This window comes from Burkholderia sp. KL41 (assembly GCF_057005415.2).
The window spans coordinates 746580-765876 of record NZ_CM174447.1; the positions used below are offsets into that span (position 1 = coordinate 746580).

Below are 19297 nucleotides of genomic sequence, written 5' to 3' on the forward strand. Positions count from 1 at the left end.
GATCATATCCCGGAATTATTTTTTTGATTCTGCAAGAAGGCCGGTAAGTTGTTACACTACGGCCCTTGTGCGGAGTCATCTGCTTTGCATCGGACCAGAGTAAGCGCTGAAGCGCTAACTCTGCTCGAGAGGAGGAATTGGATGAGTCAGGCAGGACTGCGTGCGAACAGCACCAGTGATGTTGAGGCAACCATCTCACATGATTCGACGGGCCACACGCTGCATCGTGGCCTGACTTGGAAAGACGCTTTTTGGGTAACGAGCGGCGTGCCGGCAGGCGTGCTGTTCACGATCGGCGGCGTATGCGCGACGATCGGCCAGCCCGCGTGGGCGATCTGGATCGCCGCGATCACGATGGGGCTGATTCAGAGCGCGACTTATGCGGAAATATCGGGGCTATTTCCCCATAAATCGGGCGGCGCGTCCGTATATGGCGCGATCGGCTGGGTTCGTTACAGCAAGCTGATTGCCCCGGTTTCCGTGTGGTGCAACTGGCTCGCGTGGTCGCCGATGCTCGCGCTCGGCTGCGGCCTCGCGGCGAGCTATGCGCTCACGAGTCTCTTTCCCGCCGACGCGGCGGTGCTGCACTGGCAGCTCAAGGTTGCGGATCTCGGGTTCATCAAGCCGGGTCTGTCCCTGCGGATCAATGCGACGTTCATCATCGCGATGATCCTGCTTCTCATCACGTTCAAGCTTCAACACAGCGGTGCATCGAAGGCGGCGCGCACGCAGCGCATTCTCGGCATCGCGTCGCTCACGCCGCTGTTGATCGTCGGCATCGTGCCGTTCGTCACGGGCGACGTGCCGATGTCGAACCTGCTCCCGCTGCTGCCGCTCGGTCACGACGCACAGGGCAATCTCACGACCGCGACGTTCGGCTCGTGGAACGGGCAGGGCGTCACGATGGCGCTCGGCGCGATGTTCATGGCCGGCTGGGCGTCGTATGGTTTCGAGACGGCCGTCTGCTACACGCGCGAATTCCGCGACCCGCGTCGCGATACCGCCAAGGCGATCTTCTGGTCGGGCGCGCTGTGCCTCGTCGTGATGACGCTCGTGCCGATGGCATTCCAGGGTGCGCTCGGCACGCAGGCGATGCTCGATCCGTCGATCGGCGACGGCACCGGCGTCGCGGCCGCGATGGCGAAGATCGTCGGCGGCGGCGCGTGGGTCGCGAATGCGGTCGTCGTGATGCTGATGCTGTCGATCCTGCTGATCGTGATGACGTCGATGATGGGCTCGTCGCGCACGCTGTACCAGGCATCGGTCGACGGCTGGCTGCCGAAGTACCTGTCGCACGTGAACGAGCACGGCTCGCCCACGCGCGCGATGTGGACCGATCTCGGCTTCAACCTCGTGTTGCTGATGATGTCGGACTACATGACGGTGCTGTCGATCTCGAACGTCTGCTACATGCTGTTCGTATTCCTGAATCTTCAGTCGGGCTGGATCCACCGGATGGACCGCGGCAACTGGGATCGGCCGTTCCGCTGCCCGACGTGGCTGCTCGTCGCCGGCTCGATCTGCGGCTACGCGAACCTCGTTTATGTCGGCGCGGGCGCGAACCTGCAGGGCGAAGGCACGCTGCGCAACGGACTGATCGCGATGCTGCTGATCGTGCCGGTGTTTCTCTATCGCCACTACTGGCAGGATCGCGGCCGGTTCCCTGCGCAGATGCAGCGCGACATGGAACTCGAGGTGCCGAAGCGCGCGATGTGGCTCAACCTGATGCCGTATGCGGCGCTGGTCGGGGCAGGGCTCACGATCTGGTTGTCGTATTACTTTGCGTGGGTGAAGTGACGCGTCAGGCCGTGTAACGGTGCGCGCCGCCCGGAAACCGCACACGGGCGGCGCGATCGAGCTTGCGGCATGCAACGAAGCCCGACCGGCTTGCAACCGGTCGGGCTTTTGTCGTTCAGGGCCGGCACCATTGCCGGTGGCCGGCTTTGGTGCGATCCTGCTGTGGATGACGGGCAACCGGAACCTCGGGCCGATGAACGGCGTGCTGTTCATGGACATCGTGCCCATCACGGCATTCATCGTATCCGCGGTCACGGGCGTCGTGCCCAACCGCGCGCAGATCCTGGGCGCCGCGCTGACGGGCGCGGCGCTGATCCTCAACAACCTCTATCTGCGACACCGGGCACGACGAATCGGCACGACGCGTGCGCGCGTACCGTCGGCTTCCGCATGACGGCCGGTCGTGGCCGCCCGCTTACGGAAACACCACCGTCCGATCGCCGTTCAAAAACACCCGCCGCTCGATGAACGCCTTCACCGCACGTGCGAGCGTGAGGCTTTCGACATCACGCCCCACCGCAAGCAACTGCTCCGGACGCAGCGCATGATCGACGCGCTCGACGACCTGCTCGATGATCGGGCCTTCGTCGAGATCGTCGGTGACGAAGTGCGCGGTCGCGCCGATCAGCTTCACGCCGCGCGCGTGCGCCTGGTGATACGGCTTCGCGCCCTTGAAACCGGGCAGGAACGAATGGTGGATGTTGATCGCGCGGTTCGCGAGTTTCGCGCTCGTTTCCTGCGACAGCACCTGCATGTAGCGCGCGAGGATCACGAGTTCGGCGCCGCTCGACTCGAAGAAGTCGAGCCATTGCGCTTCCTGCTGCGCCTTCGTATCGGCCGTGATCGGGAAATGGCGGAACGGCAGGCCGTGTTGCGCAGCGAGCGGCTCGAAGTCGGGATGGTTTGACACGATGCCGACGATGTCCATCTTCAGCTCGCCCATCCGCCAGCGGAACAGCAGGTCCGCGAGGCAGTGCTCGAGCTTCGACACCATGATCAGCACCTTCGGCCGTGCATTCACGTCGTGAATCGCCCATTGCGTGCCGCCTTCGCCGCCGCCGCCGAGCGCGGTCGCGATCGGCCCGAATTCCTGGCGCAGCGCGTCGATCTGCAGCGTTTCATCGGTCGGATGAAACACGCAGCGCACGAAGAAGTGATTGCTGAGATCGTCGTCGAACACGTTCAGCGCATCGACGTAGCAGCGATGGCGCTCGAGAAAGCCGACGACGGCGGCGACCTGGCCGGCCGCGCTCGGGCACGACAGCGTCAGAACGAATTGATCGGGGCGTGAGTCGGCGGTCATGAGATTCCTCGGATGTCATGGAACGCAACCCGCGCGGCGGCGCGACGGGGCGCCACGCTACGCGGGTAGCGGGAGGCTCAAGTAAATCAGGACGATTGGGGCGCGGATAGAACCAACCCGCCGTGTGGCTGGTATCGGCACGCCAGCGCGGCCGGGCGGCGGCGCGGCTTCAGGCGGGCGCAGGGGAGGCGTCAGGCGGGGCGGGCGCGGCCGGTCCAGCGGGCGTCAGGCGTGCGTCAGGCCCGTAGCCGGAGGCCGGCCGGACGGCCGTTCAGGCCGGCGCGCACGCGTCGAGCAGCCAGCGCCGGAACACGTGGGTCGCGTCCGGCTCGGGCCGCTGCGGCGGCCGCACGAGGAAGTAACCGCGCGGCGTGACGACCGGCGCGTCGACGAGCTTCACGAGCTGCCCGGACGCGACGAGTTCGTCGACGAGCGGCGCCCAGCCGAGCGCAACGCCTTCGCCGAGCAGCGCCGCATGGATCACGAGCGCATAGCTGTTGAAGGTCACGCCGCGCGCGGCGGCTGCCGTGTCGAGGCCGTGCGCGTCGAACCAGCCGGACCACGACAGCCAGCGCTCGGGGCGCGTCGGCTGCACGTGCAGCAGCGGCAACGCGAGCAGGTGGTCGGCCCGGGCGACGTGCGGGTGCGCGTCGCGGAACGCGGGCGAGCACACGGGCGTGACCGATTCCGGAAAGAGCCGCGCCGCCGTGCACGACGGCCAGTGGCCGTCGCCGAACAGGATCGCGATGTCGCCGTGGTCGCGCTGCGCGTCGTAATCCTGCGACGTGACGACCCGCACGTCGACATCCGGCATCACGCGCTTCAGCCCGGCCAGGCGCGGCATCAACCAGTAGGTGGCGAAGCCGAAGTCGGTGACGATCGTGAGCGCGCCGTGCTCGCGGCGCGCCCGCAGGGTCGCGGTGGCGCCGCGCAGCGTGTCGAGGCTCAGCCGCACCGCCTCGTACAGGCACTCGCCGTCGGCCGTCAGCGTGACGCCGCGCGGGCTGCGCTCGAACAGCGGCACGCCCAGTTCGGCCTCGAGCTGGAACACCTGCTGGCTCACGGCCGGCTGGGTGGAGCCGAGCTCGCGCGCGGCGGCCGTGAAGCTCGCGAGCCGGGCCGCCGATTCGAACGCGCGCAGCGCCTGCATCGACGGTAACGGTTCGGATTTCGACATAAGTCCCTCTAATGGCCCCATAAGGGCCGGACGCCTTCCCGCGCGAATTCGGGCAGGCGATAGTGCATCGGACGGTGCGGCACACGTGCTTCACGGGCTGCTTCACAGGCTGCTTCACGGCCCGCTTCACATTCCGCTCCACGGGTGGCACGCAACGCATTCCGCGATTCTAGCCAGCGCGGCCTGCCCGCGCGGCACTTTCGTCGGGCCGCTTCCGTCATGCCGGACGTCTCGCTGCGCGAGCGGCGCGCCGTTCCATTCGAACACCGTTTTCCCCACGACTGCCGATGACGAACCCGACACCCAACATCCTGATCCTGATGGCCGACCAGCTTACGCCGTTCGCGCTGCCGGCCTACGGCAATCGCGTCGCGCGCACGCCGACGCTGGACCGTCTCGCCGCGCAAGGCGTGGTGTTCGACGCCGCCTACTGCGCGAGCCCGCTGTGCGCGCCGTCGCGTTTTTCGCTGCTGACCGGCAAGCTGCCGTCGGGGATCGGCGCCTACGATAACGCCGCCGAATTGCCGGCGCAAACGCTGACGTTCGCGCACTACCTGCGCGCGGGCGGCTACCGGACGATGCTGTCCGGCAAGATGCACTTCTGCGGGCCCGACCAGTTGCACGGCTTCGAGGAGCGGCTCACGACCGACATCTATCCGGCCGATTTCGGCTGGGTGCCCGACTGGGACAGCCCGACGGAACGGCCGAGCTGGTATCACAACATGAGTTCGGTACTCGACGCGGGCCCGTGCGTGCGTACCAACCAGCTCGATTTCGACGACGAGGTCACGTTCGCCGCGAAGCAGAAGCTGTACGACGTCGCGCGCGAGCGGGCGGCCGGGCACGATGCGCGGCCGTTCTGCATGGTCGTGTCGCTGACCCATCCGCACGACCCGTATGCGATCACGCGCGAATACTGGGATCTCTATCGCGACGACGAGATCGACCTGCCGGCCGTGCGCCTCGACGCAGAGGAAAGCGACCCGCATTCGCAGCGGCTGCGCTTCGTCTGCGAGAACGACCGGACGCCGCCCACCGACGCACAGATCCGCGCCGCACGTCGCGCGTACTACGGTGCAACCTCGTACGTCGACACGCAGTTCGGCAGCGTGCTGGCCGCGCTCGAACAGTGCGGATTCGCCGACGACACGATCGTGATCGTCACGTCCGACCACGGCGACATGCTCGGCGAACGCGGGCTCTGGTACAAGATGACGTTCTTCGAGGGCGGCTGCCGCGTGCCGCTGATCGTGCATGCGCCGGACCGCTTCGGCGCCGCGCGCGTGCGCGGGCCGGTGTCGCACGTCGACCTGCTGCCGACGCTCGTCGACCTGGCCGGCGCGGCCCCCGCCGGCGGCTGGCCGGACCCCGTCGACGGGGCCAGCCTCGTGCCGCACCTGAACGGCACGCCGGCGCACGATGTTGCGCTCGGCGAATACCTCGCGGAAGGTGCGGTCGCGCCGGTCGTGATGATCCGCAGCGGCGACTGGAAGTACGTGCATTGCCCGGCCGATCCCGACCAGCTCTATCACCTCGGCGACGACCCGCGCGAGCTGACGAACCTCGCCGGCACGCCGGAAGCCGCGGACGTGCTGGCCGCGTTCCGTGCGCAAGCCGCGCAGCGCTGGAACCTGCCCGAACTGGACCGGCAGGTGCGCGCGAGCCAGCGGCGCCGGCGTTTCCATTACGCGGCGACGACGCAGGGCCGCATCCACGCGTGGGACTGGCAGCCGTTCACCGACGCGAGCCAGCGCTACATGCGCAATCACATCGAACTCGACACGCTCGAGGCGATGGCGCGCTTTCCGCGCATCGGGCGCTGAGTGCCCCGCATCGCGATCACTGACGAACGACGGAGGAAGCGGACGATGGAACGGCAATGCAATGCAGCAATCCGGATCGGCGCGGCGCTGGCCGCGGCCGCCTGCGTGATGACGACGCAGGCCGCGTACGCGGCCGACCCGCAGACGTGCGGCGACGTGAAGATGGCGGCGCCCGGCTGGACCGACATCGATGCGACGAACGCGATGGCGGGCGTCGTGCTGAAGGCGCTCGGCTATCGGCAGGACGTGGCGAACCTGTCGGTGCCGATCACGTACCAGGGGCTCAAGAAAGGGCAGGTCGACGTGTTCCTCGGCAACTGGATGCCCGCGCAGGCGCCGCTCGTGAAGCCGTTCGTCGACGAGAAGTCGATCGACGTGCTGCACGCGAACCTGAGCGGCGCGAAGTTCACGCTCGCGGTGCCCGACTACGTGGCCGCCGCCGGCGTGCATACGTTCGCCGATCTCGCGCGCTACGCCGACCGCTTCGGCGGCAAGATCTACGGGATCGAGCCCGGCGCGCCCGCGAACCAGAACATCAAGCGGCTGCTGTCCGACCATGCGCTCGGGGCCGCGAACTGGTCGCTCGTCGAATCGAGCGAGACGGGCATGCTCACGCAGGTCGAGCGCGCGGTGCGCGACAAGCGGTGGATCGTGTTCCTGGCCTGGGAGCCGCATCTGATGAACACGAAGTTCCACCTGACCTACCTGTCGGGCGGCGATGCGTATTTCGGCCCGAACTACGGCGGCGCGACCGTCAATACGGTCACGCGCGCCGGGTTCGCCGGCCAGTGCGCGAACCTGGCGCGGCTGTTCCGGCAGATGACGTTCTCCGTCGACGTCGAGAACCGGATGATCGCCGACATGCTCGACCACAAGACGTCGCCCGTGCTCGCGGCGCAGCGTGCGCTGAAATCCGACCCGGCGCTGGTTGCCGGCTGGCTGGACGGCGTGACGACGGCAGCCGGCGCACCGGGCCTGCCGGCCGTGCGCGCGGCCCTCGACGGGCGCTGATTCCCTCCCTCCGGGCGGCCGGTTTCGACCGCGCCGCCCGTCTACGTGTTTTCCCGAGCGGGTCGCATCGTGACCATTTGGTGTCGCCTTCAGACGGGTGACGCGAAATATGGGTTTGTATTTTTCGCCAATGGCTGCGTTATTGCGGAAAACGAAATGCCGAAGCCAGCGGGCGTACCGAATTCGAATCCACCGGCGCATCGCGGTACGCGCCGGGACGAGATTCTTTCCATCGAACGGTTCAGGGAGGGTGGTCGACAATGAAGCACACCAAAGTTGCCGTAGCCGCCGCGCTTGCATGCGCGGCCTGCGTGCCCGCCATCGGGCATGCGCAGAGCAGTGTGACGCTGTACGGGATTCTCGACGCAGGCATCACGTACGTGAACAACACGGGCGGCTCGCACGTGGTCAAGTTCGACGACGGCGTCGCGTACGGAAACCGTTTTGGCCTGAAGGGCACGGAAGACCTCGGCGGCGGCCTGAAGGCCGTGTTCACCCTCGAGAGCGGCTTCCGCCTCGGCACCGGGCAACTCGGCTTCGGCGGCGCCGAATTCGGCCGGCAGGCGTATGTCGGCCTGCAGAACGACTGGGGCACGCTGTCGTTCGGCAACCAGCTCGACATCACGAACGAACTCGTGTCGATCTACAACATCTCCGCGTGGGGCAGCGGTTATGCGATCCACCAGGGCGACTTCGACCGCTTCAACGGCGACCGCCTGCCGAATTCGGTGAAGTTCCTGTCGAACGACCTCAGCGGCTTCAAGTTCGGCGCGATGTACTCGTTCGGCAACGTCGCCGGCAACTTCCACCGCAACAGCGCGTGGAGCGCGGGCGCGAGCTTCACGAAGGGCGACTTCTCGATCGGCGCCGCGTACACGCGCCTGAACAACCCGAACGGCATCTATGCGTTCGACCCGTACGCGATGATCGGCACGCACACGTTCCTCGGCCAGCAGACCGTCACCGTCGATCCGGCGACCGGCGCACGCACCGACCTGTTCGCGAACACGCCGATGAACGTCGACAGCCAGGGCACGTTCGGCATCGGCTCGAGCTACACGATCGGCAAGCTGACGCTCGACGCCAACTTCTCGTACACGACGATCAAGGGTTTCGGCCAGTCGTCGCACATGCAGGTGTATGAAGGCGGCGGCCTGTACCAGTTCACGCCGGCGCTGAGCCTGATCGCGGGCTACCAGCACACGCGCTTCGAAGGCCATCACTGGAACCAGGGCACGGCGGGCCTGCATTACCTGCTGTCGAAGCGTACCGACGTGTATATCTCCGGCGATTACCTGCGCGCGTCGCAAGGCGTCGATGCGGTGGTCGGCTACAGCTTCACGCCGTCGACGACGCAGACGCAGGCCGACGTGCGGATCGGGATGCGGCATTCGTTCTGAGCGGGGTGGTGTGAGGTTGTGACGTCTTCAGCGAGGTCTCTCTTTGGCGCGAACCGAGGTTCGCGCTTTTTTTTGCCTGACGGGGGTGAGCGGGCACGAGAGCCGTCCGGTCAAGGCCCGCTGCCGTGCCGCCGCACCGGGATCGTTGCCGGGCGACTGCCCGACGGTATTGACCGGTGCCGTCTATAGACGCTAGCATCGTCCCCATGCTTGATCGCGCCCATTTCCTCTCGTCGCTGCTCCGCGCATGTTGTCAGAACGTGCCAGGGGGAAGTTGCGTCCAGCGAACTCGCTGAACATTCAAGCAATCGCCTTCCGGCCGCCTGTGATGCAAGACAGGCGGCCTTTTTGTTTTTGGGGCCGACACCTTCGGACGGAGAAACTCGATGCCGCTTGCGCTGTATGACACCTGGTCGCGTACCATACGCCCGTTCACGCCAATCCGGGCCGGGCAGGTCGGCATGTACTGCTGCGGCCCCACGGTCTACGACGACGCCCACATCGGCAACCTGAGAACCTACGTGTTCGAGGATCTCCTGCGCCGCGTACTGGTGCGCAACGGATACGAGGTGCGGCACGTCGTCAACATCACCGACGTCGGCCACCTGACTTCGGATGCGGACGAAGGCGAAGACAAGATGGAAAAGGGCAGCCGCCGCACCGGCGAATCGGCGTGGGCCATCGCCCGGCGCTACACCGACGCTTTCGTGCGGGACTGGCGCGCGCTCCACCTGCTCGAGCCGACGGTCTGGTGCCGCGCCACGGATCACATCGCCGAACAGATCGCGTTCATCGATACGCTCGACCGGGGCGGCTACGTCTATCGCACGGACGACGGCCTCTACTTCGACACCAGTCGGCAGGACGACTACGGTTATCTCGCGCGGCTCGACCGCGCGGGGTTGCAGGCGGGCAAGCGGGTCGCGCTGGGCGACAAGCGGAGCATCACGGATTTTGCGTTGTGGAAGTTCAGCCCGGCCGGCGTCAAGCGGCAGATGGAATGGGACAGCCCGTGGGGGCGCGGCTTTCCGGGCTGGCATATCGAATGCTCGGCGATGTCGGCGAAGTATCTCGGGACGTGGTTCGATATCCATTGCGGCGGCGAGGATCATATCGCCGTGCACCACAGCAACGAGATCGCGCAGACGCGGGCGGCCCACGGCACGAACCTCGCGAATTACTGGATGCACGGGCACTTCCTGACGCTCGACGCCGATGCGAAGATGTCGAAGTCGAGCGGCGATTTCGTTCGTTTGCAGACCTTGCAGAGCCGGAATATCGACCCGCTCGCGTACCGTTACCTGTGCCTGACGGCCCATTACCGGAGCAAGCTGCATTTCACGTGGGCGTCGCTCGACGCCGCGCATACCGCGCTGAACCGGCTTCGGCACCTGTATGCCGGCTGGCCGGACGGGGGGCGCGTCGATGCGGATTTCGCCGCGCGATTCGACGCCGAAGTGAACGAGGACCTGAATCTGCCCAGGGCGCTTGCGGTGCTCTGGGATCTGGTCAGGAGCAACCTGCCACCCGCGACGCTGAAAGCGACCGTGGACAGCTTCGACGCCGTGCTGGGCCTCGGCTTGCGCGCATGGAGGCCGGTTGCGCCCGACATTCCGGAACACGTTCGCGGGTTGCTCGCCGAACGCGAGCGCGCGAGAGCGGACAAGGACTGGATGCAGGCCGACCGGATACGGGAAGCGTTGAGCGCGCAGGGTTGGCGAGTCGAGGACACCCCGGAAGGTCAACGCCTGTTCGGCATCGCCGGCGGCGCGGTCGACGAGGGCGTTCCGCCCCGGTGAAGCCCGCGGCCGCCTGCATCGGAAGACCCCGAGCCCGGGCCGCCATCTGGCGGCCGCGATCGACGCGTCCGCCGGATGCGTTGCCCCCCGCGTCCGCGCGATGTTGTCGCCACGTCCCCGGCCCGTTTTGCGCGCTTGGCATATCATCGCGATTTCGCCGCGTCCGTACCGTTGTCGCGCGCATGCGTCGGCGTGCGCAGTCGCTTTCCCGAACGGTGCCGGCGTGCCGCGCCGACCGCCGAGACCTCGATGACCGACTCCGTGCCCGATCCCAGTCCTTTATCCCCGTTGCCCGCCAACCTGTTCCGTCACGCACCGTTCCAGCGCTTCTGGGGCACGCGCGTGATGTCTTCCCTGGCTTTCCAGATACTGTCGGTTGCAATCGGGTGGTACGTCTACGCGCTCACGCACAGCGCGTTCGCACTCGGCCTCGTCGGCCTCGCGCAGTTCGTGCCGATGTTCGCGCTGACGCTCGTCGTCGGGCAGGTGGCCGACCGCTACGACCGCCGGCGCATCGCGACGATCTGCCAGGCCGTCGAGGCGCTGGCCGCCGGCGTGTTCCTGCTCGGTGCCGCGCAAGGATGGCTGGCCGCGCCGGCCGTGTATGCGCTCGCGGCGATCGTCGGCACGGCCCGCGCGTTCGAGTCGCCGTCGGTGTCGTCGCTGCTGCCGGCCGTCGTGCCGCGCAGCGACCTGCCGCGCGCGACCGCGTTGTCGACCTCGGCGAACCAGGCCGCGCAGATTCTCGGGCCCGCGTTCGGCGGGCTGCTGTATGGCGTCGGCGCGCCCGTCGCGTTCGGCACGAGCGTCGTCGCGTTCGCGGTCGCGGCGGTGTTGAGCGGCACGATTCCGCTGCGCGGCGCGCCGCCCGCGCGCGAACCGGTGACGCTCCGTTCGGTGTTTTCAGGTATCGCATTCATCCGGCGCGAACCGGCGATCCTCGGTGCGCTGTCGCTCGACCTGTTCGCGGTGCTGTTCGGCGGCGCGACCGCGCTGCTGCCGATCTACGCGCGCGACATCCTGCAGGTCGGGCCGTGGGGGCTCGGCGCGTTGCGCGCGGCGCCGGCGGTCGGCGCGCTCGCGGGCACGCTGTGGCTCACGCGCTTTCCGCTCAAGGGGCGGCCCGGCCGCGCGATGTTCGGCGGCGTGATCGCGTTCGGCATCGCGACGATCGTGTTCGGGCTGTCGAGGAATTTCGTGTTGTCGCTCGTCGCGCTGGCGGCGCTCGGCGCATCGGACGTGGTGAGCGTCGTCGTGCGCCTGTCGCTCGTGCAGCTGCGCACACCCGACGACATGCTCGGCCGTGTGAGCGCCGTCAACTCGCTGTTCATCGGCACGTCGAATCAACTCGGCGAATTCGAATCGGGCGTGACGGCTGCATGGTGGGGCGCGCCGGCCGCGATCGTCGTCGGCGGCGCGGCGACGATCGCCGTTGCGCTCACGTGGATGCGGCTGTTCCCGCAGCTCACGACCATGAAGTCGCTCGAGCGCGACGCGTGACGGGCGTCACGCGTCCTGCGTCACGCGCACGGCCGTGCCGTAGCAGATGACTTCCGTGACACCCGAGCCGATCTCGGTCGAGTCGTAACGCATCGCGACGATCGCGTTCGCACCGAGCTTGCCTGCGTCGACGAGCATCTTGTCGAAGGCCTGCTGGCGGGCCTTTTCGCACAGCGACGTGTACAGCGTGATGTTGCCGCCGAAGATCGTCTGCAGCGATGCGCCGAACGAACCGACGATCGAGCGCGAGCGCACGACGATGCCCTGGACGACGCCGAGCGAGCGAACGGTCGTGTGGCCGGGCAGGTCGAACGCGGTCGTGACCCGGGCGGGCGACAGATCGTCGATGGAACGGGAGAAATCGGTCATGGCGGGAAGCGTGTAGCAAAGTGGTCGAACGGGGATTCTATCCGGACGAGGCGGCGTACCCGGTTCGACGACGGGGCAGCGCCGCGACCGCGGAGAACGCTTCGCGACGGAAGCGTATGCAAACCGCGAGCACACGCTTCCGTCATTTCCGGACGAACGGCCCGGCCGTCCGCCGTCAGGGCTTCACGGTCGCACTGCCGTTGCCGCCGAGATCGACCGCATAAGCCAGCGCCAGCTTGCCGAACTTCAATGCGTGGTTCGCCTGCCGATCCGAATTCTCCAGCGTGTCGTTCACGGTATGGATATACGGACTGTCGTTCTGATCGGCCTCGAACGGGAACGACGCCGGATACCCTTGCGCATTCCACGACGCATGATCCGAGCACGCATACCCGCACTGCGACGTGCCGATCGCGAGTTCCGGCAGGTAGGTCTTCGCCAGATTCGTCAGGTAGGTGTTCTGCGACGCGTTCGTGTAGTCGGTGATCAGGTAGATGTCCTTCGGGTCGCCCTTGTAGTTCGTCATGTCGAGCTGCAGCACGCCGACCACGTTCACGTTTTGCGCACGAAACTGCTTCGCGATCGCCTTCGAGCCGAGCAGGCCGGCTTCCTCGGCCGCGTACCCGACGAACTTGATCGTCCGCTTCGGCCGGTAGTTGTTCGCCAGCAGCACGCGCAGCGCTTCGGTGAGGCTGGCGATGCCCGACGCATCGTCGTCCGCGCCGGGCGAGCGCGTGTTTTCCGTCGTGCGCCCGACCGTCGAATCGAGGTGGCCGCCCAGCACGACGGTGCCCGCGGCCGGATCGCTGCCGCGGATCGTCAGGATCACGGATTTCTGCGGAAAGCCCGTGTGCGCGAACTGCTCGACGGTGATGTCGGCGCGCGAGCCGGCCAGCTGCTTCCACTGCAGCGCGAGCCAGTCCGACGCGGCGACGCCGTGCGACGTCGTGTAGTAGCGGTTCGTGAAGCCGGACAGCGACGTGATCGTGCCGACGATGTTGCTGGCCTGCAGCTGCTGGATCCACGTGCCGATCTGCGGCGCGTTCGAAACCTTGTACGTGGAAGCCGCGGCCTGCTTCGCGAGCAGCGTCGGCAACGGCTGCAGTGCCTGGCGCGCGTCGTCGAACGAGTCGTGCACGACATAGCCGGGCCCGTGGCCGCGCGTATGGTGGACGGCGTGGGCCAGCTCGCCGAGCCGTGAATCGTCGATTTCGACGACGTGCACGGTCTCGCGGCGCGACGCGCCGTCGGCCGCCTTGCCGGCGTCGAGGGTCGTGCTGTATTGCGCGGTGGCGCTTGCGTCGATGCGTTGCAACTGGCGGAACGCCGCGTCGCCGAGCGTGATCCACACCGGCGTCGCGTGCGCGGCGGCGGTCAGCAGCATGCCGCCCAGCGCGGCGCTCAGGCGGGTGAGTTTCAGAGTAGGCATGTTCGATCTCGTGAGGATGGCGATGTCGATGAAGGGAGCGCGTCACAGGTCGTGCGACGCGCTCCCGCCTGCTGCGGAATTACGACTTCTTCGGTACGGTCACGCCGTACGTGCAACTCTGGTTGTACGCATTGCCGATCGCGGTGAGCTGCGCGTTGCTGTAGCCGAGCGCGGACGCGGCCGTCAGCACCGCCTGCGCGGCGGCCTTCTGGTTGGTCGAGCTGTTGGTCATCGACAGCCCCTTCAGGAACGCCTTGTCCATCGCCTGCGCACCGATCGCGTCGCGCGCGACGAGGTTGCACGAGGCCCAGTACTGGCCGGCCGTATGGATCTCCGCGCCGCGTGCCTGCGCATAGGTGCGCCCGACGTTCCAGTTGGTCACGCGGCCGCCCCAGAACTCGTTGTGGCCGTCCCAGTTGTAGACCCAGTGGTACTGCGCATCCGACGGGCTCCACTGGTTGAAGTCGCGGCTGTACGCGGCGGCGAGATAGTCGCCGGTGCCTTCCGACAATCCTTCCTGCTGCGACAGGCCGCCGTTCGTCACCCAGTCGTGGATGCCGTGGCCGAGTTCGTGGATCACGACGTCCGCATCCTCCGCGTCGTCGACGCCGCCTTGCCCGAAGGTCAGCCGGCCGCTGCTCGACGAGTACGACGAGTTGTCGTCGCCCGATTCGCCGTGCGGGTCGTACTGCACGCCGCCCGTGTACTGGTACGGCAGCGCCTTGATGCCGAGCGTCTGGTTCACGTAACGGAGGAACGTGTCGATGTGGTAGTACACGTTCACCGCCTCGAAATACAGGTTGCCGCGCGTGAATTCGAATGCGGGGGTCGACTGCACGGGGCACGCGTTGTCGCGCGGCGCGTCGAAATCGACGCATGCCGCATACGGGCCCGACAATGAATAACGCGCACCCGACTGCGCGAGATCCTTCAGCGTCACGCGCACGCGCGCGGCGGTGAGCTGCGACGAATCGGCGTCGTTGCTGTCCTTGTAGCCCGTGCCGCCGTAGCTGCTTTTGGTCGGCGACAGCGGGTCGGGCCGGAACACGAAGCCCGTGCCGTCGGTCGCGTAGAACGCCTTGTCCTCGGCGCGCAACACTTCGCCGCTGCCCGAGTCGATCAGCAGTTCCCAGTCGCCTTTCGGGCCGTCGTTCGGGCGGCCGCGCACTTTCCACGCGGTATGCGTGCCGGCCTTGTCGACGAAGGCGACGAGCTGTGCGTCCTGGTTCGTGAAGCCGCTCACGCCGAGATACGCGCGTGCGCGGTCGAGCGCCTGCTGCTGGTCGACGGCCTGCGCCTTGCCCGACTTCGCGACCACGCCGTTGATCGTGTTGCTCGCGACGTACAGGATGCGGCCATCCTTCGCGACCGTCACCGCGATATCGCTGCCGTACACGGGCAATCCGGCTGCCTGCTGCTGCAGGCGCACGACGGTGAACTCGGCGTCGCTGCGCTCCGACGTGACGACGAGGCTCGCGAGCGCGGTCGCGTCGAGCCCGAGTTGCGCGGCCTGCGACGCGACGAAGTCGCGCGCGGTGGCGGCGGGCGTCGCGGCGGCCTTCTTCGCGCGATAGGCGGGGTTGTACAGCGTGACGGCGACGCCGTCCGCGCGGAACTGCCCGGCGGCCGTATCCGCCTTGGCGGCCGGCGGCGCGACGCCGCGTGTCAGGCTTTCGCGCAGGCTCGTTGCTTGCGGATTCGAGACTTTCGTATCGGCCGCGGTGCCGCCGACGATGCCGAAACCGAGCGCGAGACCCAGGGCGAGCGGCAGTGCTTTGCGTGATGTCTGCATACGTGATCCTCATCTCAACGGTTGGACACGCCCGCGCGTTCGTGGCGCGCAGGCACGACACGGCCCGCGCGCCGGCTCGATGGAGCCGGTGCGGCGAAGCGGTGTGGGGAGCGTCGACTGACTAAGGAAACCTAAATGTCAGGTCGAAAAGAAACGGGCGGGATTGAACGGCGAGAAGCAGGGCGAGGGGCGCGCGAAGCGGCGAACGAAGAATCGAACGGCAGGCAGGTGCGGCGACGGCGAATCGAGCATCGTCATGTCATACCCCTCGGATCGAATCGATATCGGTGGCAGCCCGCCGAGATGCGGCATGCAAGTCGTTAGGCTGCCTATCTAACTTTTTTTGGTATGTTACAGAATATTTTCAACGACATTCCAGTTTATTTTCGATGACCTCTTCAGTCCGTCGATCAATCGCCGGCATTGTTCAGCGAGCGGCGGGAAACGCTGCCGGAACGCGCAATTCCGCGCTGGATTGTGCTTGAAACCTGCGACGATCAGCGCGTCGCGCGACGGTCGCTGCGCGGACTCAGGCCGAATCGCGCGCGATACGTGCGCGAGAAATGCGACGGCGATTCGAACCCGCACGCGACGCACACCGACGTGATGCTCATGTCGGTCTGCTGCAGCAGTTCACGCGCGCGATCGAGCCGAAGGTTCAGGTAGAAATGCGTCGGCGTGTCGTTCAGCGTCGCGCTGAACAGCCGTTCGAGCTGGCGTCGCGTGATCGACACCTCCTGCGCGAGCGCATCGGAGCCGAGCGGGTTTTCCATGTGCCGCTGCATCGTGCCGATCACCTGGATCAGCTTGCGGTTGTGCACGCCGTAGCGCGCGGCGATCTCGAGCCGCTGGCTGTCCGAGCGCTGCCGGATCCGGCTGACCACGAACTGCTCGGAGATCGCCGCGGCGAGATCGGCACCGTGCCGCCGCCCGATCAGGTCGAGCATCATGTCGATCGACGCGGTGCCGCCCGCGCACGTGATGCGCCGGTCGTCGATCTCGAACAGCTCCTGCGTCGCGTTCAGGCCGGGGTAGCGTTCCCGGAACGCGGCCAGTGCTTCCCAGTGCAGCGTGAGCGGCTGCGACGCGTCGAACAGCCCGGCTTCCGCGAGCACGAAGCTGCCCGTGTCGATGCCGCCGAGCGTTGCACCATGACGGTGCTGGCGGCGCAGCCAGTCGCCGATCGCGCGCGTGTAGCACACGAGCGGATCGAAGCCGGCGACGACGAACACCGTATCGACCGTTTCGACCTCCGCGCACGCGGCTTCGGCGGCGACCGGAATGCCGTTGCTCGCGGCGACGGGCGCGCCGTCGGCGCTGATCACGTGCCAGCGATAGAGCTCCGTGCGAAAGCGGTTCGCGACGCGCAGCGGTTCGACCGCGGACATGAAGCCGAGCGCGGAAAAGCCGGGCAGCAGCAGGAAGTGGAAATCCTCGGGCATCGGGGCAGGCAATGGAATCCGGTGGTCGTCGCGTGTCGCGCGGGGCGGCGAACGGTCAGCCGGAGATTATCGCGGGTTTTGCGCGGCCTCAGCGCGTTTTTGCGCCGCGCGCGGAACGGCGCGCGGTGGTCGACGGCAACTCGCCGAATTGCGCCTTGTAGGCGTTCGCGAAATGCCCGAGATGGATGAAGCCCCAGCGTGCGGCCGCGTCGCTGATCGGCAGGTCGGCCTGCCGCGTGTCGAGCAGCATCCGCCGCACTTGCGACAGGCGCAGCGATCGCACGTAATGCAACGGGCTGGTCTGCACGACCGACTGGAAACTGTTCTGCATCGTGCGCCGGCTCACGCGCAATTGCGTGCACAGGCTCAGCACGTCGACCGGTGCTTCGGGATGGTCGATCACGTAGTCGTGCACGCGGCGCACGATGTCGGCGCGGCATGCATGCGTGAGACGGTTCGACGGCTCGGGAATCCGGTACGTGAGGAGATCGACGAGCACGTTGCCGATCTCGCCGCGCAGTTCGCGCTGCGCGCGTGCGTCGCGGAAGGTATCGGGTGCCGACAATACACGCTCGAGGTGCGTCGCGATCTGCACGCTCGCGCGCATCAGCACCGCGGTGGGCATGTCGACGACGCCGCGCCGCAACGTGGCTTCGTCGAGGCGGACGTCGGCCGCATCCTCGATCTGCTGCATCAGTTCGCCATTGGCGACGACACCGATCAGCGACATGTCGTCGGGCGAGTGCAGCTCGAACGGGGTGCCGCCGCGCGCCAGCACCATCGTGCCGCGTTCGATGCGCGCACCGCCGAATGCGAACGCCCCCGAGCCGGTGAGCGGCATGCCGAACACCGTCTGGTCGTGCGGCAATCTTCCGCGCTGGATGATGCGAACGTTGGCGGCTTCCTGGAACAGCTGCACGCTGTCCAGCACCGCATGCTTGACCGCGCTGCGATACGCGCCGGAGCCGATCTGGTCGTAGCGCTGGTTCCAGCCGCGCAGCGCCTCGGCATGCCGGTCCGCGTCGTCGAACCTCTCGTGAAACACGAACACAGCGCCTCCAGGTGCGTCGATCAGGACCGCGCAAGATTAAACCGACCGCGCGGTCGGCGCAATAAGGGGCAGCGCTATTCCGGGCGCCTCTGTCAGAGGGTCGGAAGCCTTCGGCCGGCGTGCCTTTCAGGCGGTTTTCCAATATCCCGAATCGGCACGCACGCGGTGCCGGTCCGGGTGCTGACCGGATTTATTGTCGAACTACAGTCGCCCCACGTTACGTGATTCCCAACTGGAGGCGACATGAGGACAAGGCGACGAACCGCGGTGCTCGCGGCGACGCTGGCGTTCGCGGCGGCATGGGCCGGCGGCGCGAATGCGACGGAAAAGCCGGAAGAACTGGTGGTGCAGAAGATGCCGCCCTGGCATCCGCACGAGGTCTATATCGTCGACATCTCGATGCCGTCGATGACCGACGGACGCATCTACGTGTACGACGCCGATGCGAAGAAACTGCTCGGCCAGATCGACGGCGGCTTCGGCCCGGGCCTCGCGATCTAGCCGGACCGCAAGACGAGCTTCGTCGCGACGACGTACTTCTCGCGCGGCTCGCACGGCACGCGCACCGACGTCGTCGAGATCACCGACAACACGACGCTCGATCACGCGGGCGAGATCGTGATTCCGGCGAAGCATGCGCAGCACGTGCCGTCGCCGTACAACACCGCGTTCAGCGCGGACGGCAAGCGGCTGTACGTCGCGAACATCACGCCGGCCGCGTCGGTGACGGTGATCGACGCGGTCTCGAAGAAGGTGCTGTCGGAGATCGACACGGCGGCCTGCGTGCTCGCGTATCCGTCGGGCAACGACCGCTTCACGGCGCTGTGTGAAAGCGGCAAGGCGCTGACCGTCACGCTCGATGCGAACGGCAAGGAAACGAAGCGCACGATGTCGGATGCGTTCATCGACGTCGACAAGGATCCGGCGTTCGTGAACGCGTCGCGCTACAAGGGCGACTATCTGTTTACGACCTACGGCGGCAACGTGCGCAGCGCAGATTTCAGCGGCGACAAGCCCGTGTTCGGCAAGCCGTGGCCGCTGCTGACGGACGCCGAGCGCGCCGAAGGCTGGCGCCCGGGCGGCATGCAGCAGACGGCCGTGCAGGCGAAGCAGAACCGCTACTACGTGCTGATGCACAAGGGCGGCGACGGCTCGCACAAGGACCCCGGCACGCAGGTGTGGGTGGTCGACCTGAAGTCGAAGCAGCGTGTCGCGCGCTGGGATCTCGCGCAGCAGAAGATCGATCCCCTCGTGTCGATCCAGGTCAGCGAGGACGACAAGCCGCTGTTCTACGGGCTGACGGCGACCTCCGACCTCGTCGTGATGGATGCACGCACGGGCAAGCTGCAGAACGTCGAGAAGCAGATCGGCAATACGTCGTCGCTGCTCGTCAACCCGTGAGGC

General features: G+C 67.0%; 14 protein-coding genes and 1 pseudogene. 8 read left to right on the plus strand and 7 right to left on the minus strand.

Annotation, left to right across the window (positions count from 1 at the left end; genetic code table 11):
* Nucleotides 1-141: 141 nt before the first annotated feature.
* Both PQB87_RS20925 and PQB87_RS20930 read left to right on the plus strand, forming a co-directional pair.
* Nucleotides 142-1797 carry a trimethylamine N-oxide permease gene (locus tag PQB87_RS20925; RefSeq protein ID WP_489243671.1) on the plus strand — a complete coding sequence of 552 codons (1656 nt, stop codon included), beginning with the start codon at nucleotides 142-144 and terminating at the stop codon, nucleotides 1795-1797.
* Between the two features lie 193 nt (nucleotides 1798-1990).
* Entirely contained in the window at nucleotides 1991-2191 is a 201-nt protein-coding gene (locus tag PQB87_RS20930; RefSeq protein ID WP_489243673.1) for a hypothetical protein, read from the plus strand.
* Nucleotides 2192-2212: 21 nt separating this feature from the next.
* Here PQB87_RS20930 and purU read toward each other — a convergent pair whose 3' ends face one another.
* Both purU and PQB87_RS20940 read right to left on the minus strand, forming a co-directional pair.
* Nucleotides 2213-3100, minus strand: coding sequence for a formyltetrahydrofolate deformylase (purU, locus tag PQB87_RS20935; RefSeq protein WP_489243675.1), 888 nt, complete (start codon nucleotides 3098-3100; stop codon nucleotides 2213-2215).
* Nucleotides 3101-3371: 271 nt separating this feature from the next.
* Nucleotides 3372-4277: a choline sulfate utilization transcriptional regulator gene (locus PQB87_RS20940; protein ID WP_042976344.1), complete on the minus strand. Its 906-nt coding sequence runs from the start codon at nucleotides 4275-4277 to the stop codon at nucleotides 3372-3374.
* Nucleotides 4278-4564: 287 nt separating this feature from the next.
* On the opposite strand from PQB87_RS20940, the gene betC reads away from it, so the two are divergent.
* From betC to PQB87_RS20965, 5 genes are all read left to right on the plus strand, one after another.
* Nucleotides 4565-6100 (plus strand): choline-sulfatase, encoded by a 1536-nt coding sequence (gene betC / locus PQB87_RS20945; RefSeq protein ID WP_489243677.1) that lies wholly within the window; start codon nucleotides 4565-4567, stop codon nucleotides 6098-6100.
* Between the two features lie 45 nt (nucleotides 6101-6145).
* Entirely contained in the window at nucleotides 6146-7111 is a 966-nt protein-coding gene (gene choX, locus PQB87_RS20950; protein WP_489243679.1) for a choline ABC transporter substrate-binding protein, read from the plus strand.
* 260 nt (nucleotides 7112-7371) lie between these two features.
* On the plus strand, nucleotides 7372-8511 hold the full coding sequence (locus tag PQB87_RS20955) for a porin (RefSeq protein WP_027789718.1): 1140 nt from the start codon (nucleotides 7372-7374) through the stop codon (nucleotides 8509-8511).
* Between the two features lie 386 nt (nucleotides 8512-8897).
* Nucleotides 8898-10310, plus strand: a complete 1413-nt coding sequence (gene cysS, locus PQB87_RS20960; protein WP_489243681.1) for a cysteine--tRNA ligase — start codon at nucleotides 8898-8900, stop codon at nucleotides 10308-10310.
* A gap of 249 nt (nucleotides 10311-10559) precedes the next feature.
* Complete coding sequence (locus tag PQB87_RS20965) at nucleotides 10560-11810, plus strand: MFS transporter (protein ID WP_048024876.1); 1251 nt, start codon at nucleotides 10560-10562, stop codon at nucleotides 11808-11810.
* Between the two features lie 6 nt (nucleotides 11811-11816).
* Here PQB87_RS20965 and PQB87_RS20970 read toward each other — a convergent pair whose 3' ends face one another.
* The 5 genes from PQB87_RS20970 to PQB87_RS20990 form a co-directional block, all read right to left on the minus strand.
* A complete protein-coding gene (locus PQB87_RS20970; RefSeq protein ID WP_111939276.1) occupies nucleotides 11817-12179 on the minus strand; it encodes a YbjQ family protein in 363 nt (120 codons plus the stop codon).
* 175 nt (nucleotides 12180-12354) lie between these two features.
* On the minus strand, nucleotides 12355-13608 hold the full coding sequence (locus PQB87_RS20975; protein ID WP_060066944.1) for a M20/M25/M40 family metallo-hydrolase: 1254 nt from the start codon (nucleotides 13606-13608) through the stop codon (nucleotides 12355-12357).
* Between the two features lie 79 nt (nucleotides 13609-13687).
* Nucleotides 13688-15400, minus strand: coding sequence for a M36 family metallopeptidase (locus tag PQB87_RS20980; protein ID WP_060066941.1), 1713 nt, complete (start codon nucleotides 15398-15400; stop codon nucleotides 13688-13690).
* Between the two features lie 497 nt (nucleotides 15401-15897).
* The gene (locus tag PQB87_RS20985) at nucleotides 15898-16842 is read right to left on the minus strand and encodes a GlxA family transcriptional regulator (RefSeq protein ID WP_021161470.1); all 945 of its coding nucleotides are present in this window, start codon (nucleotides 16840-16842) and stop codon (nucleotides 15898-15900) included.
* A gap of 88 nt (nucleotides 16843-16930) precedes the next feature.
* Nucleotides 16931-17893 carry a helix-turn-helix domain-containing protein gene (locus PQB87_RS20990; protein ID WP_489243684.1) on the minus strand — a complete coding sequence of 321 codons (963 nt, stop codon included), beginning with the start codon at nucleotides 17891-17893 and terminating at the stop codon, nucleotides 16931-16933.
* Between the two features lie 243 nt (nucleotides 17894-18136).
* Between PQB87_RS20990 and PQB87_RS20995 the strand changes: the two are divergent.
* Nucleotides 18137-19294, plus strand: a pseudogene (locus PQB87_RS20995) (amine dehydrogenase large subunit).
* The last annotated feature ends 3 nt before the right edge of the window (nucleotides 19295-19297 follow it).

What these genes read in the sequence shown, in the direction of transcription:
- PQB87_RS20925 (WP_489243671.1), top strand. Translation starts at nt 142, where the DNA reads ATGAGTCAGGCAGGACTGCGTGCGAACAGCACCAGTGATGTTGAGGCA.
- PQB87_RS20930 (WP_489243673.1), top strand. Translation starts at nt 1,991, where the DNA reads ATGAACGGCGTGCTGTTCATGGACATCGTGCCCATCACGGCATTCATC.
- purU (WP_489243675.1), bottom strand. Translation starts at nt 3,100, where the DNA reads ATGACCGCCGACTCACGCCCCGATCAATTCGTTCTGACGCTGTCGTGC.
- PQB87_RS20940 (WP_042976344.1), bottom strand. Translation starts at nt 4,277, where the DNA reads ATGTCGAAATCCGAACCGTTACCGTCGATGCAGGCGCTGCGCGCGTTC.
- betC (WP_489243677.1), top strand. Translation starts at nt 4,565, where the DNA reads ATGACGAACCCGACACCCAACATCCTGATCCTGATGGCCGACCAGCTT.
- choX (WP_489243679.1), top strand. Translation starts at nt 6,146, where the DNA reads ATGGAACGGCAATGCAATGCAGCAATCCGGATCGGCGCGGCGCTGGCC.
- PQB87_RS20955 (WP_027789718.1), top strand. Translation starts at nt 7,372, where the DNA reads ATGAAGCACACCAAAGTTGCCGTAGCCGCCGCGCTTGCATGCGCGGCC.
- cysS (WP_489243681.1), top strand. Translation starts at nt 8,898, where the DNA reads ATGCCGCTTGCGCTGTATGACACCTGGTCGCGTACCATACGCCCGTTC.
- PQB87_RS20965 (WP_048024876.1), top strand. Translation starts at nt 10,560, where the DNA reads ATGACCGACTCCGTGCCCGATCCCAGTCCTTTATCCCCGTTGCCCGCC.
- PQB87_RS20970 (WP_111939276.1), bottom strand. Translation starts at nt 12,179, where the DNA reads ATGACCGATTTCTCCCGTTCCATCGACGATCTGTCGCCCGCCCGGGTC.
- PQB87_RS20975 (WP_060066944.1), bottom strand. Translation starts at nt 13,608, where the DNA reads ATGCCTACTCTGAAACTCACCCGCCTGAGCGCCGCGCTGGGCGGCATG.
- PQB87_RS20980 (WP_060066941.1), bottom strand. Translation starts at nt 15,400, where the DNA reads ATGCAGACATCACGCAAAGCACTGCCGCTCGCCCTGGGTCTCGCGCTC.
- PQB87_RS20985 (WP_021161470.1), bottom strand. Translation starts at nt 16,842, where the DNA reads ATGCCCGAGGATTTCCACTTCCTGCTGCTGCCCGGCTTTTCCGCGCTC.